At 36.3% G+C, this 15,719-nt stretch carries 13 protein-coding genes; all 13 read right to left on the minus strand.

The genetic code is table 11. The features are described 5' to 3' along the window. Positions 1–23: 23 nt before the first annotated feature. Positions 24–1,829, minus strand: coding sequence for an RICIN domain-containing protein (locus TYM08_RS02265; RefSeq protein WP_422381353.1), 1,806 nt, complete (start codon positions 1,827–1,829; stop codon positions 24–26). Between the two features lie 541 nt (positions 1,830–2,370). Beyond that, positions 2,371–2,817 carry an REP-associated tyrosine transposase gene (locus TYM08_RS02270; RefSeq protein WP_422381354.1) on the minus strand — a complete coding sequence of 149 codons (447 nt, stop codon included), beginning with the start codon at positions 2,815–2,817 and terminating at the stop codon, positions 2,371–2,373. 760 nt (positions 2,818–3,577) lie between these two features. Further along, entirely contained in the window at positions 3,578–4,024 is a 447-nt protein-coding gene (locus TYM08_RS02275; protein ID WP_422381355.1) for an REP-associated tyrosine transposase, read from the minus strand. Positions 4,025–4,574: 550 nt separating this feature from the next. Continuing rightward, positions 4,575–5,900, minus strand: coding sequence for a hypothetical protein (locus tag TYM08_RS02280; RefSeq protein WP_422381356.1), 1,326 nt, complete (start codon positions 5,898–5,900; stop codon positions 4,575–4,577). A gap of 699 nt (positions 5,901–6,599) precedes the next feature. Continuing rightward, complete coding sequence (locus TYM08_RS02285) at positions 6,600–6,998, minus strand: VanZ family protein (RefSeq protein ID WP_422381357.1); 399 nt, start codon at positions 6,996–6,998, stop codon at positions 6,600–6,602. A 304-nt stretch (positions 6,999–7,302) separates the two neighbouring features. After that, positions 7,303–8,769 carry a mannose-1-phosphate guanylyltransferase/mannose-6-phosphate isomerase gene (locus TYM08_RS02290; protein ID WP_422381358.1) on the minus strand — a complete coding sequence of 489 codons (1,467 nt, stop codon included), beginning with the start codon at positions 8,767–8,769 and terminating at the stop codon, positions 7,303–7,305. A 21-nt stretch (positions 8,770–8,790) separates the two neighbouring features. Further along, positions 8,791–9,297, minus strand: coding sequence for a GDP-mannose mannosyl hydrolase (locus TYM08_RS02295; RefSeq protein WP_422381359.1), 507 nt, complete (start codon positions 9,295–9,297; stop codon positions 8,791–8,793). Positions 9,298–9,331: 34 nt separating this feature from the next. Then, positions 9,332–10,450: a glycosyltransferase family 4 protein gene (locus TYM08_RS02300; RefSeq protein ID WP_422381360.1), complete on the minus strand. Its 1,119-nt coding sequence runs from the start codon at positions 10,448–10,450 to the stop codon at positions 9,332–9,334. Positions 10,451–10,452: 2 nt separating this feature from the next. Beyond that, complete coding sequence (locus TYM08_RS02305) at positions 10,453–11,889, minus strand: oligosaccharide flippase family protein (RefSeq protein WP_422381361.1); 1,437 nt, start codon at positions 11,887–11,889, stop codon at positions 10,453–10,455. Beyond that, entirely contained in the window at positions 11,886–12,428 is a 543-nt protein-coding gene (locus TYM08_RS02310) for a serine O-acetyltransferase (RefSeq protein ID WP_422381362.1), read from the minus strand. Before TYM08_RS02310 ends, TYM08_RS02305 begins: the two co-directional genes overlap by 4 nt. An 11-nt stretch (positions 12,429–12,439) precedes the next feature. Further along, positions 12,440–13,618: a hypothetical protein gene (locus TYM08_RS02315; protein ID WP_422381363.1), complete on the minus strand. Its 1,179-nt coding sequence runs from the start codon at positions 13,616–13,618 to the stop codon at positions 12,440–12,442. Between the two features lie 36 nt (positions 13,619–13,654). Continuing rightward, on the minus strand, positions 13,655–14,848 hold the full coding sequence (locus tag TYM08_RS02320) for a glycosyltransferase family 4 protein (RefSeq protein WP_422381364.1): 1,194 nt from the start codon (positions 14,846–14,848) through the stop codon (positions 13,655–13,657). A gap of 2 nt (positions 14,849–14,850) precedes the next feature. Next, a complete protein-coding gene (locus TYM08_RS02325) occupies positions 14,851–15,699 on the minus strand; it encodes an ATP-grasp fold amidoligase family protein (protein ID WP_422381365.1) in 849 nt (282 codons plus the stop codon). Positions 15,700–15,719 lie beyond the last annotated feature (20 nt).

Consider the following 15,719-nt stretch of genomic DNA (forward strand, 5'->3'; position numbering starts at 1 on the left):
ACGCCACGAGTTAAACGTTCCATTTACTTAAGTACTGCGTCATTAGTACAAGGCGATGGAGAATATAATCCTGCTGAAAACTCCATATTGTCTATATTAGGTAATCCGCCGTTGCCTGTGGCTTTTAGCTCAATGTTGTTCTCGCCTGCAAATAATGACAGCTGTACATCGAGTATTTGCCAGTCATCCCAAGTAGCTGTTTGACTAAACGTAAGGTCGCTTAGTGCTTCGTTATTTACATAAAACGTCGCTGCGCGGTTGTCTGTACTGGCATTGGCATAACGAATGGCTATGTTTGCCGTGGTGTCTTCTTTAACGTGAATTTTCATTGAAATATATGAATCAATCACGTTAGTTGTATTAGAGTAGCCATTGCCATTAAAGCCAGTCCATTCACTTTCAACCACACCAAATACATCACACCAGCCGGTGTCGTACTCTTCTAAGAGCAAATTAGACATGGATTTTAGAGGTTGTAAATCACCTGCTTGATCCATACCTGTAAAAAAACAAGGGGTTTGGGTTGCGTTTATAAACCATCGTTGTAATGGGGTGTCGCTGTCTTGGCTAACGACTAAATCGGCGGCACTATGAGTTGCCAATGCAGTAAGTACACGCCCTGATCCGATGTCGACAATTTTGACAGGACCATCAGCGTGAGTTTGTTCGATGCGCCAGGCAGATGGAATAAACGTAACCACAACTTGCGTGTTGTCTGCATTTGCATCCTGGGCCACGGATAAATATAAACCTGAGTTACGCACTTTTATGCGCCACTGGTTTTGCCCTACGGATTCAAACATAAAGGTTTGATGGTCGCCGTTATTGAATCCCCATAACTGCGCGTCGGTGTTGTCGTTGTCGTTACCTGCTGCAATATCAATGGATTTAGCCGCACTTAAGTTTTCAATATGGTAATACATGCCATTTTGGATAGGATCAACACAGCTGCTGTTGGCAGGCTCAAGTGGTGCATAAGGGATGTAGACTTTTTCGCCAACAGCAGACGTAATAACAAGTTGATCGCGGTTAAATGTCCCGACACTGGTTGCACAGGTTTGATCAACTGGATTAAACGCCCAGCGCTGAGTGGCTAGATGCCCTTCGTTTTGTTGAGTGATTGGAGAAAACGGCTCAGAATTTTCAAGGGTTAACGTTAATCCGCTATGGGCAGGTATCACTCGCCAAGGCTGATTGGCATGATCACGCTGCACATAAAAACCAAGGGTCGTAAAGGCCTGTTCAAAAATACCACCACGAGCAGAAACATTACTTTGAATAGTTAACGCAAGATCGGAATGCACAGCAGTAAACTGCCATAAATCGTCCCCTAAATCAGTGGCAACAAATTGCTGATTCGTTGCGTTTAAATCTTCCCACACAATAATATCAGCGCCAGCAAAAGGGCTGACGCCATATACATCCCAAACCAGATTGTTTTCAATGCTATGTATTTGGTAAGTAGTGCCCGATTGCAATGGATCTAAACAAAAATCAAAATGAGTGACAACATCAGTTTGAGTCGATGTGTTTGGGTTATCTATTTGGGTCGCGGTTTGTGTTTGGGTTTGAGTTTGAGTTTGTGTGCTTGAATTCCCCGTTTCAGTTTCAGTCTCAGTCTCCGTTTCAGTGGCACTAGAGTTTGAATTCGTATCGGTGAGTGTATCCGTATCCGTAAGATTGGATTCAGTCTGGGTCGAAACATTGCCAGTATCGGTTTGAGTTTGTTCTAAATTAGATGTGTCAGAAGGGGAGTCAGTTAATTCAAAACAGCCTGAAGTGCTGAGCATCACTAAGGTAATCGATGTGACTAATATTTTAACATTCATGTTAATAACCCTAAATTTGAAGTGCTCAATAGCAAATTTAAGTCAACACCAAAGTGAAGTACCCTTAAATCAGACCAGATGAAATACCGTTTTTAACTGTGCTAAGCAAAATGTGCCCATCACAAGATTTTGTATGGCTTATGTAGTGTGTGTAGTGTGTATAGTGTGTATAGTGCGCCTATTATTATTGTTATTGTTTTTATGAACAACGATTTTCTACTTTATATCCAGCTTTTGAGAAGTCATTAACAAATGCGCAGTAAATAGCGAGTTTTAAAGCGTGTAATCGACTCATGGTGAGTAATTGAAGTTTACAAAATACAACAATAATCACCTTTATATACACAAAAAAACCACCCTGTAGGTTCCGGATTCGTTCGGAAAAGGCAATCCAAATCTGTAGGTTCGGGATTCATTCCGAAAAAACAAACATCACCCTGTAGGTTCGGGATTCATTCCGAAAAAACAATCTAAATCCTGTAAATTCCGGATTCGTTCCGAAAAAACAAACCAATTCATAAAAACCCCAACCATAAACCCATCACAAATATTTCGAATCCCAATACGGATACGATTTCACATCGTCCACCAATTTTTTTCTTAACGGGTTTGCCACTATATAACGCGCAATGCTTTTGATGTTTTCATCTTTTCTAACGGCTCGTTCAAAATATTGTTTTTGCCAAAGCTGTCCTGTTCTTGCTAAATGTTGATTAATTAAAAAAGCACTTCTGCCTTTTAAATCACTCACCACTTGGTTTAATGATTGATTATTGAATTGTACCAAACCATGAAAATGATCAGGCATCAAAACCCAAGTTAACCATTGCGCATCAGTTGTGTTTTCATTGATTTGTATCTGTCTGCAAAATTTAGCAGCAGTTGAAAAACTATCAAAGTAGGGAATTCTGTTGAAGGTATTAAACGTAATAAAATAGATATGACCATTTAATGAGACACGTCCTTTTTTCAAATCTGCCCACGGCATAATGTTTCCTTAACATTAAAATGAATTTTGAGTTTAGAATAAAACCAAAAAACATCAAGCCAATAAAAAACCAAAACATTCCGAAAAACACCTGTAGGTTCGGGATTCATTCGGAAAAGGGTATCCAAATCTGTAGGTTCCGGATTCATTCCGAAAAGGGTATCCAAATCTGTAGGTTCCGGATTCATTCGGAAAAAACAAACCAAATCTTTAAAAATCCAAACCTCACAATGAATCTCAACCTGTAGGTTCGGGATTTATTCCGAAAAAACAAACCAAATCTTTAAAAACCAAACCCTCGGAATGAATCTCAACCTGTAAGTTCGGGATTCATTCCGAAAAGGCTATCCAACCTGTAGGTTCCGGATTCATCGTCACATGGATGTGACTAATTAGAATTGTGCCTGGAGCGTGCAATCGTTCGGAAAAACAAACCAAATCTTTAAAAACAAAATTTGTTGAAAACCTCAAAATGAATCCCGAACCTACAATATAAAATATACCTCAACCTGTAAATTCCGGATTCATTCGGAAAAAACAAACCAAATCTTTAAAAACCAAAACCTCAAAATGAATCCCGAACCTACAATATAAAATATACCTCAACCTGTAGGTTCCGGATTCATCGTCACATGGATGTGACTAATTAGAATTGTGCCTGGAGCATGCAATCGTTCCGAAAAAACAAACATCACCCTGTAGGTTCGGGATTCATTCCGAAAAAACAAACCAATTCATAAAAACCCCAACCATAAACCCATCACAAATATTTCGAATCCCAATAAGGATACGATTTCACATCGTCCACCAATTTTTTTCTTAACGGGTTTGCCACTATATAACGCGCAATGCTTTTGATGTTTTCATCTTTTCTAACGGCGCGTTCAAAATATTGTTTTTGCCAAAGCTGTCCTGTTCTTGCTAAATGTTGATTAATTAAAAAAGCACTTCTGCCTTTTAAATCACTCACCACTTGGTTTAATGATTGATTATTGATTTGTACCAAACCATGAAAATGATCAGGCATCAAAACCCAAGTTAACCATTGCGCATCAGTTGTGTTTTCATTGATTTGTATTTGTCTGCAAAATTTAGCAGCAGTTGAAAAACTATCAAAGTAGGGAATTCTGTTGAAGGTATTAAACGTAATAAAATAGATATGACCATTTAATGAGACACGTCCTTTTTTCAAATCTGCCCACGGCATAATGTTTCCTTAACATTAAAATGAATTTTGAGTTTAGAATAAAACCAAAAAACATCAAGCCAATAAAAAACCAAAACATTCCGAAAAACACCTGTAGGTTCGGGATTCATTCCGAAAAGGCAATCCAAATCTGTAGGTTCGGGATTCATTCCGAAAAGCCAATCCAAATCTGTAAGTTCCGGATTCATTCGGAAAAGGCAATCCAAATCTGTAGGTTCCGGATTCATTCGGAAAAACAAACCAAATCTTTAAAAATCCAAACCTCACAATGAATTTCAACCTGTAAGTTCCGGATTCATTCGGAAAAACAAACCAAATCTGTAAAAAACAAAATTTGTTGAAAACCTCGGAATGAATCCCGAACCTACAATATAAAATATACCTCAAACCTCAACCTGTAGGTTCCGGATTCATTCGGAAAAACAAACCAAATCTTTAAAAATCCAAACCTCGGAATGAATCCCGAACCTACAATGTAAAATATACCTCAACCCTCAACCTGTAGGTTTCGGATTCATTCGGAAAAACAAACCAAATCTTTAAAAACCCATTATTTATTTTTCATTCCTGTTACTTCCGCTCGAATGTCTTGGGCTAAATTTTTTAAATCTTGCATTGCTTTACGAACGCGTTTGCCTGCTTGCTCATCGTTATTTTGATTGTAATCAACAAAATCAAACGCGGCATTTTCAATTAAAGCTGAAATGCTTTTACTCGTTTGCTCAACGATCAAAGTTTTACACTCGCTGGTTGTGTTTTTATTTTTATTGGAATTGGAATTGTTATTTACTTTAGCGCCTTCAAAACTAGGTGGGCAAAAACAACTACCATAACGGCACACACCACGATTATTGTTCAGTGCATTTTGTGTGCTACTAGACGGCGTCCAGCTTATTGGTGAAGTAATAGACTCGTCAGAAATATCCACAATAGTAGCTTCTTGTGCAATGTCTTTAACTTCTGATTTGATAGGCGTAACAGAAATATCCACATTAAAAGCGACCGCATAATCACCTAAACCCGTTACTGAAATATTCTGACCCGAATTTAATGATTGAGTAATTAAACCAGCGGCAGTTTTTTCAATTTCTTCAATTTTGCTAATGTCGATATTGGTTTTATTGCTGACTTGTTCAAATATTTTTTTGCTTAAATTAAACACTGAATCCGCTTGGTTTTTTTGTAAACGTTGGTGACGTTGAATGTGTCGTTTGGTTGCGTGTTCTGATTTTATTAACGCTTTTTTCTTAAGTTTCAAAATTTCTTTTGCTATTGTTTTGTCTACAAAATTAGTTTCAAGTTTAGCTTCCAAAATCTCTAAATAATCTTCTCTAAATTGCACGCAGGTGTCTAAGCTTTTAAATGCTTGCTCAATCGGGTTGTATTTACCTACTTCTTGCCATGCTTCATAAGACAACGCATTTAATAAAGGCAATAAATTTGATTGAGTTTTAGAATTAATTTGCGTGTAAAACACATAATTATTAACCGAAGCAATCATGTCGTTCATGGTTTGATTTAAAAAGATCGACTTTAAATTATCGTCGTTGGCATCAATCACCATCGAAGAAAAATCATTTGAATAAGTACAATCATCACGAGTTGGGTCAGTTTTTTCAGGACAATCTACACCGCTGTAATTGGTGGTGTAATACATTGAGCCTACAATTAATTCTTCGTGAGTGGCCAGTTGCGCACCTACTTTTTTGCCTAAAAGTGTTAGCACTGTGTCGACGTCATCTTCACTGACACCCACTTTAATAGAAATGATTTCAGTCACTTGGCCGGCGCCAATGGTTCTGCCGCCTTCTCGAATAGTATAAGCCTGCGAAAAAATAGACGTTAAACTCAATGCAATAATGAGTAAGAGTTTCATAAAAGTATCCTCGATTTATTATTAGTGTTTGATTATTTAAATTAATACCACTCACAAGCTTCATATAACATTATAAAAAAGCAAAACAGCAAGCTTACAAGCTGGCAAGGTTACCAGACTTCTGCGAAATCCCAAATGAAAGTATTGTTCGATAAATTAAGATCCAACAATTAAGAACGTTTTACAACCCCGAATATCCAAATCTGTAGGTTCGGGATTCATTCCGAAAAGGGTATCCAAATCTGTAGGTTCGGGATTCATCGTCACATGGATGTGACTAATTAGAATTGTGCGCGCCTAAATGGACTTAGGTGTTAGAGCGACGCAGGGATGCCAAAGCCGAGAGCGTGCAATCGTTCCGAAAAGGGTATCCAAATCTGTAGGTTCGGGATTCATCGTCACATGGATGTGACTAATTAGAATTGTGCGTGCCTAAATGGACTTAGGCGTTAGAGCGACGCAGGGATGCCAAAGCCGAGAACGTGCAATCGTTCCGAAAAGGGTAACCAAATCTGTAGGTTCGGGATTCATCGTCACATGGATGTGACTAATTAGAATTGTGCGCGTCTAAATGGACTTAGGTGTTAGAGCGACGCAGGGATGCCAAAGCCGAGAGCGTGCAATCGTTCCGAAAAAAACTAACCAAATCGTTCGGAAAAACCAAATCAAATCCCAATCCACAAAACATCCTTACAAAACCTAACTACGTTTTAAAAAAACCAACTCAATCATTCCTATCAATCCGATGGCGCTTATTAACCCAACACAACCAAACATAAAATCAGACCAGCTTTGTACTCGGGTTACGCTAAATACTTGTAATGATTCGTCTAATATCAAAATGAAAACAGTAAATATACTCGCGCTAATTATTTTTCTAATTGTGCTTCGAGGTAGTAGGTGTCGTTGAATTTGAAATGCACATAAAACCAAAATACCACCAGCCAATACATGCAGCACTTTGTCGCCGCCTAGTAGACGTTCAACATAATTTGAATACCTAGCAAACCCTAAACTTTTGCTGAATGTTAAAAACCCCAATGCACTGACTAGGGTGATTAAACAGACATCTATTAACAGAGCTGTGGTTTTAAACATAAACATTATTCCAAAAAAACATTTTAAAAACCAATCACAACAAACCCCAACCTGTAGGTTCCGGATTCATTCGGAAAAAACAAACCAAATCTTTAAAAACAAAATTTGTTGAAAACCTCGGAATGAATCCCGATCCTACAGAAAGATTATTTCCAACATTGTAGGTTCGGGATTCATTCCGAAAAGGCTATCCAACCTGTAAGTTCGGGATTCATTCCGAAAAAACAAACCAATTCATTAAAAATCAAACCCTCGGAATGAATCCCGAACCTACATTGAATTTCGACCCTACAAAACCCCGACCCTAAACACGCCCATACAAATCTTCAAATCTCACAATATCATCTTCGCCCAAATACGAACCTGACTGCACTTCAATCAACTCAAGCGGCAATACCCCAGGATTTTTAAGGGCATGCACGACACCCACAGGAATATAAGTCGATTGGTTTTCCGTTAGCATGATTTCTTTATCACCATTGGTCACCAGCGCGGTGCCCGACACAACAATCCAATGCTCGGCACGATGATGATGCATTTGCACTGACAATTTAGCACCGGGTTTTACGCTTATGCGTTTTACTTGATATCGCTCGCCGTTGTCGATGGAGTCGTAACTGCCCCATGGTCGATACACTTCGCGGTGTAAATCTACCTCAGGTCTGTTTTGCGCTTTAAGTTGTTCAACAATCGCTTTGACTTCTTGGGCTTTGTCTTTGTGGGCAACCAATACTGAGTCTTTAGTATTAATAATAACTAAATTGTCGACACCCACGGTGGCGACTAATTTGTCTTCGCTCATAACCAAACAATTATGCGTGTCGGTTGCTAATACTTCGCCTTCAAACGCATTGCGGTTGTCGTCTTTTTGTTTAACATCCCAAAGTGCGGCAAAGCCACCTACGTCACTCCAGCCAGCATCAAGAGGTACTACTACTGCGTTCGAGGCGCCCTCAGCGTTACATAAAGGCTCCATGACGGCATAATCAATTGAATCATCAGGGCAGGCTTTAAACGCATCGCTATCAATGCGCACAAAGTCTAAATCTTGAGTCGGTTTTGAAATGGCTAATTTACAGGCGTTATAAATATCAGGCTGATGTTTTTCAAGCTCGCTTAAATAGGTGCTGGCTTTAAATAAAAACATGCCGCTGTTCCAGAAAAAAACTCCAGAGTCTAAATACGTTTGCGCGGTTTCTAAATCGGGTTTTTCAACAAACTTGGCTACTTTTCTTCCAGTGCTTGCACCTACGCGCACTTCTTCGCCTTGTTGAATGTAACCGTAACCGGTTTCAGGGGTTTTGGGCACAATACCAAAGGTGACTAATTTATTATCTAAGGCTAAAGGACAGGCATGTTTCACAACCTTACAAAATTCAGCGGAATCTTTCATGTCATGATCCGCTGCTAACACTAACAACAATGCATCGTCTTGTTGAGCCTGCGGATTAAATTTTGCCATGGCATTAAACGCAGCCAAGGCAATGGCAGGGGCGGTATTACGACCTACAGGTTCTAAAATAATAGAAGCTTGCGTTTGGCCAATTTGACGACATTGCTCAGCAGCAATAAAACGATGATCGTCATTACAAATTAAGCTAATAGGCAGCGTGTTTAAACCATCTAAGCGTTTGATGGTTTGTTGCAACATGGTGTTGTGCTCATTTTTGTTGCCCGTTAACGCCAAAAATTGTTTTGGGTATTTTTTACGAGACAACGGCCAAAGGCGAGTTCCGGAACCGCCGGCCATAATTACGGGTAAAATGTTCATGTGTGTGTCCTGTTTTTAAATTTAATTATTTGGCGAATGGAAATACCATTTAGTATGTAAATGCACCTGGTCAGATGCTAATAATTGTTGTTCGCTAAACCATTGATATTGATTATGTTGATCAACAGGCAAATCCGCAAGATTGATATTTAACTCGATACGCCGACCAATCACAACATAGTGGGTCGAAAAATCATCTTCTGCTTCCTGTCCTTGAAACGCCGTCTTTTGAAAAGCCGTCTCTTGAAAGGTATTGTCATCATAAAAATGCTCATACACATCAATCAACTGGCTGTCTTGAATCTGTTTATTTTTAACCCCTAATTCAACCTCAACCAAACGCGTAAACGCAGCGGCCATTGTTTCGTTTTTTAAAATTCGACCACCGGGCACAAACCAAAACCCTTGAGCGGGTTTGTTATTACGTTTGCCCAATAAAATTTCACCGTTTGAATTTTTAATAATTAAATCAATCGAGACCAACGGCGTGTGTTTGATGATGCTTTTGAATAATTGTTTTTCTAGCATGGTTGCATGTCTATTTTATTATGATTTAGCAATATTAAAACTTATAAACGGAATTTAAAGAATGATATAAAGTTTCAATTGTATATTGATTTTTTAATCTTAAATGGGCATTTTGGCGCATATCATTATAAGTATGTTTATTTGAAGTTAAATGTTTCAAACTGCTTACAAAATCATCAGCAGTTTGGCATAGGTAACCTGATTCTTGATGCTTAATGATTGACGGTAATGCACCCGATGGATAAGCAAAACAAATGACACCATTATCAAAAGATTCAATGGCAACTAAACCAAATGGCTCAGCCTGTACAGAAGGCATCAAGGTAATATCAAGATTGGAGTATACCTTTTGGTAGCCTTCAATTCTTCCTTCAAAATGGCAGATTTCACTTAAATCATTTTCAGCGATTAGGTCTTTGATGGATTGTTCGTAGGCTTTTTCGGATTCGGCGGCTTCGCCTCGTATATAAAATTGAAACTTATAGCCTTGTTTTTTAGCTTTAATTAACCATTGTATCGCTAAATCTAAACCTTTATGAGGATGAATGCGTCCTACAAACCCAATGGATAGGGTTTCGTTTAGTGTTTTGTTTTCTAGCGTTTTCTGAGTAAGTGCCATGCCATTTGGAATAATCGTCGCATTAGTTGGTAAGTTGTTACCTCCCCAGCAGTGGCGCGATACTAAAATTAATTTTGAACAAGTTAGAGATAAAAAGCGCCAGAAAAGCATTTCTTTTGTTGTATAAGGAATATCATGTATATGACAAATAACAGGTGTGCGATTAAATGGATTGATGATGTTTGCAATAGCTAACATGCCATGGGTTTTTAAACCATTAGAGTGAATGCATTTAGCCTTATGTTTTTTGGCAAGGGATTTTATTTTTAACCCAGATTTAAGCGCATCAATACAGGCATAAAATATTGACGATAGTTTAAATGGTCGGCGCACGTCGTTGACTCGACCAAAATCTACCACATCAAAAGCAATGGCATGTTGTTTGGCGTAGTCAGACAGTGGGCCAAGTTTAGGGACAATCAAATGCGGTGTGATGTTTGGGTTGTGCAAAAATTGTTTTAAACAGGTTTCTGCGCCACCTTTAAAATCGGGTACGGCTGATACAAACATTACTGTATTTGAATTTGCATGCATTATTAATTTCTCTTAAGTTTTTTAAATAACATGTTTCTGATATTACTGACGTTTAAAATAATAATCATTAAAGAATAAATGCATGCACCAGATGCTACAAATAAAATCAACATGCCTAAACTGGATTGCCCAGCAAATACAATTAAACTTAAACACATCACTGTTGATGCGAGCGTAATTTTAAAAATATTTAATGAAGGGAATGGCAGTTTAAAAAAAGTGCACCCAACTTTAAATGCAATTAAAAAATACAAACTGTAAGCGACAAACGAGCCTAATAAAGCGCCATAAATCCCCATGTATTTTATGCAAAGCCATCCCACAATTAGATTACTGAGTAACCCGACTAAACTAGGTAAAATTAATTGCTTGGTTTTCTTTTTAATATGGAATGGTAAAATAATGTAAAACATCGTCATGCAATTGATTAATGCAATGCTCACTTGGTAGGGCATAAGTTGAATGCTGGTTTCTCTAAAGTCTTGACCAATTAATACATTAATTAAATTTGCAGGGTAAAACATCATTACAAGTAATGCAGGTATTGAAACGCCTAACAATAAAGTGATGTTAATGTTTAATTGTTTTATGGCGGCGCTTTCTCCAAAGTTGTCGTAAGCTTTAATGATTAATGGGTACGTCACCTTATTGATAATGAGCGCTAAAAAAATAAATAATTTGTTGACTAAATCTTGTGAGACTGAATATTGTCCTGCAATGTCGACACCCATTACTCCTGCTAATAAAAAACGATCCGTTGCGTTGATGGCAGATTGAATGACCATAACAAATACTAAGGGGATGCCAAACTGTGCAATTTCTTTAATTGTATTGATATTGGTGTATGAAAAACTAATGTTCTTCCATATTTTACTTTTAAATATCAAAAATAATAGTGGAACAGTGAATGAAATTAAACTGGCTATGACAGCGCCTTGATAACTAAATTTATTGTAAACTAAATACCAGCCTACTAAAAATGCAGTGGTGGTTCTAATGATTAAAAACAATGCGTATAAATTTAATTTGTTTTTAATTAAACGAATATACGTATTCACTGCAATAAATATCACTTCAGACACGATAGCTAATATAATAATTTGCCAAAGTAAAAGTGAGAATGGAATGAGATTTGTGAAGGAATATACTAAATTCATTGTAATGAATATTAATAGACTAAGACTTGTGTAAATAATAAAAAAGTTAGTTACAGTATTTGTTTGTTCGTTGTCTTTTTCTGATTCTGAAGTGTAGAAACGCATTGAACTAAGATCCACCCAAGAAAATACAAAACCGAGTGTTAAAAGTATGATCGATAATATAATGGAGTAATATCCATATTCTTCAGGTGTAAAATATCGTGAGTAGACCGATATGGTTAAAAAATTTAATACCCCACCTAAGATTAAAGATAGAAAAATATAAACATTCCCTTTCACGAGATCTCCTTTTCTGAGTTTAATCTAATGACTTTGGCTGGGACACCAGCAACTATCGTATTTGGTTCAACATTCTTAACGACAACAGAATTAGCGCCTACTATTGAGTTTTCACCCACAACCACATCTCCAATTATTTTTGCACCAGCATAAAGTGTAACGCCTGTTTTGATGACAGGGAACTTGAAATTCTTATCAGCTCCAAGTGTGACTTGTTGATAAATCGCTACCCCTGAATGCACGATGGCTTCCCTACCTATTACAATTCCGTTGGTATGAGGTATTTCAATACCACCATATAATTTCGCGCTAGCACTAATGTCAGCGCCGGTAATTACTTGAGAAAAGTAACCTATAATGCGACTTAAAAAACGGCCAATAAAATAAAAATTATTCAATTTATGCCTAATTCTATAATGAATCAGCATGTGAATACCTAAGTCTAATATTAGCATCCTTAATAGCATTCCAAATTTACCTTTTATCCAGCCATTAGCAATTAAATCTTGTTGTATTTCAGAGAAGAATGAATCTTTCATTATGGATGATCTCATTTATGTTTGTTGATTTTTATAATTGAAAATAATTCAAAAATTAGCATTGAAAAAATAACTTGCCCAAATACACTTTCAAGCATGTTATTAGTTAAGCTATATATGAAAAAGAAAATATAAAGTTGACTATATTTAGATGTTGAAATTTTCGGACTAGCAATTAGTGTAATTATTAAAAAAACAACCCAAACAAAGTAGCCGAACATTGCAATTAAATATAGCCAAAAGTTATCTACTGCTTTCCATATATTATTTTCATCTGCTACTCCAATACCTCCCAATCCTAGCCCTAATAAACCACCTTCATTAGTTATTTTATTGATGGTTGATGGCCACATAAATTCAATGCGTTCATAAAGCGAGAAATATATGTCTTTTAGGAAGTCCACGTTTAAATTTAATATTGTAACTAACAGAATTAAATTACCTAATAAAATTGAAATGATAATTAGGAATGTTTTTAAATATAGATGGTTTTTAGGAATAAAATAAAATAGTGAGGCAAAAAGAAGCGCCATTAAAGCGCCTTTTGACGTAGTTAAGTAAACACCAAAAAGTGAAATCGTAATTAATAATATTTTTAATAATAAGCTATTTCTTTGCAAAGAAATGAGACATAAGAACGATAAAAGAGTGGCTGTTTCATATGATGAACGACCAAAACCAAGTAGTCTTTCTTGACCATTAGACCACCACTGTAATCCGCTTGAAACTTCAACACCATTAACGAATCCGCTATAACCGACCCATGGTAAGGCCATAAAATAATCAAAGATTAAACCTATTACAATTAATATTTGGAATATATATAGTAACTTTAAATGAACATTCTCTAAAGTCGTGAAAGCTGGGTATATATAAAAATATAATAGTGGAATAAAAACAAAAAGACTTATAACTGAAGATGATAATCCATTTTTATAAAACCCATATAGTAAGAAAATCAAAATAATAAAAAAAGTGAGTATTACTTTTTTGGTTATATAAGGGTTTATTTTTATACATATGAATGAAAACATAATAAATTTTATAAAATACCCAAGAAACCCTACTCCTGAAATTAGAAATATATATCTAAAAACTCCTTCAAATATGCTATAAAAAATAAAACCCAAAAAAACAAATGGAATTAATTTTTCAGAATTTAATTTTTTTGATCCCCATTCTAAGATCATCATTTCTCCAGTTTGATAATTAATTATGCCTTGAATTTATGATAAAGCTTCATTTATTCTATTTTTATATGAAGTTATAATTTCGGTACGGGTAAATAACTTGGCTTTCTCTAAAGCCCCAAAGCTTAATTTTTGATATTCATCTTGGTCGATTTTACATAGATGATCCATTAGGCGAGTTAATGCGACTGTATCTTTTGCATCATATAAAAACCCCGTTTGACCATGATCGACCATTTCGGGTGTGCCACCGGTTGCTGCGGCAATAACAGGTATGCCATATTTATACGCTTCGTAAACTACTCTTGGTAATGGGTCGTGATAGGTCGATGGGCAAATTAATACGTCTATTTTGTTGTAAAACTCTTCAGGCTTCACCCAGTTTAAATATTCTACTTTGCCTTGGGGGCTATTTTGTTTCAGGCTGTCGACAAAACTTTGTTCACCAGAGCCTGCTACTAATAACGACCAATTATTTTGCTCTACATGGTTGCAAGCTTCTATTAATACATCGGCACCTTTTAATTCATTAATGCGCCCAATAAAGCCAAATTGTATTTTATTGGGTGTCTGTATTGTACGTACTTCACCAATTTCATCGTCACCATTGGTGTTCCATTGGTTGTAACAAAGCGCGTCTTTTTTAATGCAACCTAGTTTAATGTGTCGGTCGACAACAAATTGGCTGTTGCCTAGAAATAAGTCCACTCGTTTGGATGCGATTCGTCTAACCCATGCCCAAGGCTTGCTTGCAGTAGGAATGGTTTCGCAATTTTGTCCATTTTCATACATGCCCGATTGTGGACTCATTAAATAATAGTCACGCATGGTATGCACTAATTTTGCACCCATCCATTTAGTGACGTAAAAAATACTGGTTGAAAATCCTGCAATGGTGTTGGTGTTAACTAAATCTGGTCGTTCGATTTTAAGTATTTTCCAAAAATCAAATGCCGAAAATGGGTTAAACATATCCAGTATATGCCAGCATAATCGTTTGATTTTATGAGGCGTGATTTCTTCGCGTGGGAAAAATATATTTCGAATCGGCATCGAATACACTTTGACACCATTGTGTGTGTATAATTCTTTTTTTGAATTATTCGACAATCGAACAACCACCGCTTCGTGTCCGTCAGCCACCATGGATTCAGCTAATAGTTGCACTGAGCGCGGTGCGCCTCCATTAACATCAGGATAATAAGTGTTGACTACATATAATATTTTCATGATTAACCCCAGTAGTTGCCTAATTCGAAATCGAATTTTTTATCTGAAAAACGCCCAAAGCCAGATTCGGCCGCAAATGTCAGTTCTCCAAAATATATTTGTCCGTCCACATTATATAAATCAACACGCACGTAATTAAAATCTACTGCTAATTGTTTAACTAAATTCAGCATGGTTTCATGATTTTTGGTTTTTTGTAATTCAATAAAGTTATTTTGCTTATGCCAAGAGATTGGTATTAAATTTAAATTTTCGTCATATAAGCTTCTATTATGTGTTGTAAATCGGTCGTAGTCTATTTGTAAATATATTCTTGTTTGGTTGTTATTTTTGAAAACATGAAACTTATAATCTTTTGGAACTGATCCTTCTTTATCTTTTAACATTTTTTCTACAATGATTTTTGGTTGTATTTTTGAATACCAAAATTCAGATACTTCTTTACCAAAATCATGTTGTAATGATTTATCTAACCCTTTTTTAATTTGATTGAAATCATTTTCTTGGCTTTTTTCTACTACGAATACACCGCCAGAATCATGGGTGGTTTTGACAACATAATCCCCTTCGATATTTTTTAATTGTTCAATGGATATATCGTTGCCATCAAATAATAGTGGGATTAAATATTGTGCACCAATTTTTTCAGAAACATAGTCTCTTACTTTTAATTTGTCAGAGCAGATAGGAAATAATGGATTGTTATCGTTAAGTTTTCGATGTTGTATTTTTTCATTAAAACTTTTTGGGTTGTTTAGTGAAGGGAAGTACCCAACACGCATTTTAAAATTTAAAAATATTTGCCATTTATTGGGTAAAAAGGTGACTATTTTTTTTAATACATACTTCATTTTTTGATTGTTCACGTTAG

Source organism: Marinicellulosiphila megalodicopiae (assembly GCF_045862395.1).
In the GTDB taxonomy this organism is placed as follows: Bacteria; Pseudomonadota; Gammaproteobacteria; order Pseudomonadales; family Natronospirillaceae; genus Marinicellulosiphila; species Marinicellulosiphila megalodicopiae.

What these genes read in the sequence shown, in the direction of transcription:
- TYM08_RS02315 (WP_422381363.1), bottom strand. Translation starts at nt 13,618, where the DNA reads ATGATCTTAGAATGGGGATCAAAAAAATTAAATTCTGAAAAATTAATT.
- TYM08_RS02280 (WP_422381356.1), bottom strand. Translation starts at nt 5,900, where the DNA reads ATGAAACTCTTACTCATTATTGCATTGAGTTTAACGTCTATTTTTTCG.
- TYM08_RS02320 (WP_422381364.1), bottom strand. Translation starts at nt 14,848, where the DNA reads ATGAAAATATTATATGTAGTCAACACTTATTATCCTGATGTTAATGGA.
- TYM08_RS02310 (WP_422381362.1), bottom strand. Translation starts at nt 12,428, where the DNA reads ATGAAAGATTCATTCTTCTCTGAAATACAACAAGATTTAATTGCTAAT.
- TYM08_RS02295 (WP_422381359.1), bottom strand. Translation starts at nt 9,297, where the DNA reads ATGCTAGAAAAACAATTATTCAAAAGCATCATCAAACACACGCCGTTG.
- TYM08_RS02270 (WP_422381354.1), bottom strand. Translation starts at nt 2,817, where the DNA reads ATGCCGTGGGCAGATTTGAAAAAAGGACGTGTCTCATTAAATGGTCAT.
- TYM08_RS02325 (WP_422381365.1), bottom strand. Translation starts at nt 15,699, where the DNA reads ATGAAGTATGTATTAAAAAAAATAGTCACCTTTTTACCCAATAAATGG.
- TYM08_RS02285 (WP_422381357.1), bottom strand. Translation starts at nt 6,998, where the DNA reads ATGTTTAAAACCACAGCTCTGTTAATAGATGTCTGTTTAATCACCCTA.
- TYM08_RS02275 (WP_422381355.1), bottom strand. Translation starts at nt 4,024, where the DNA reads ATGCCGTGGGCAGATTTGAAAAAAGGACGTGTCTCATTAAATGGTCAT.
- TYM08_RS02265 (WP_422381353.1), bottom strand. Translation starts at nt 1,829, where the DNA reads ATGAATGTTAAAATATTAGTCACATCGATTACCTTAGTGATGCTCAGC.
- TYM08_RS02290 (WP_422381358.1), bottom strand. Translation starts at nt 8,769, where the DNA reads ATGAACATTTTACCCGTAATTATGGCCGGCGGTTCCGGAACTCGCCTT.
- TYM08_RS02300 (WP_422381360.1), bottom strand. Translation starts at nt 10,450, where the DNA reads ATGCATGCAAATTCAAATACAGTAATGTTTGTATCAGCCGTACCCGAT.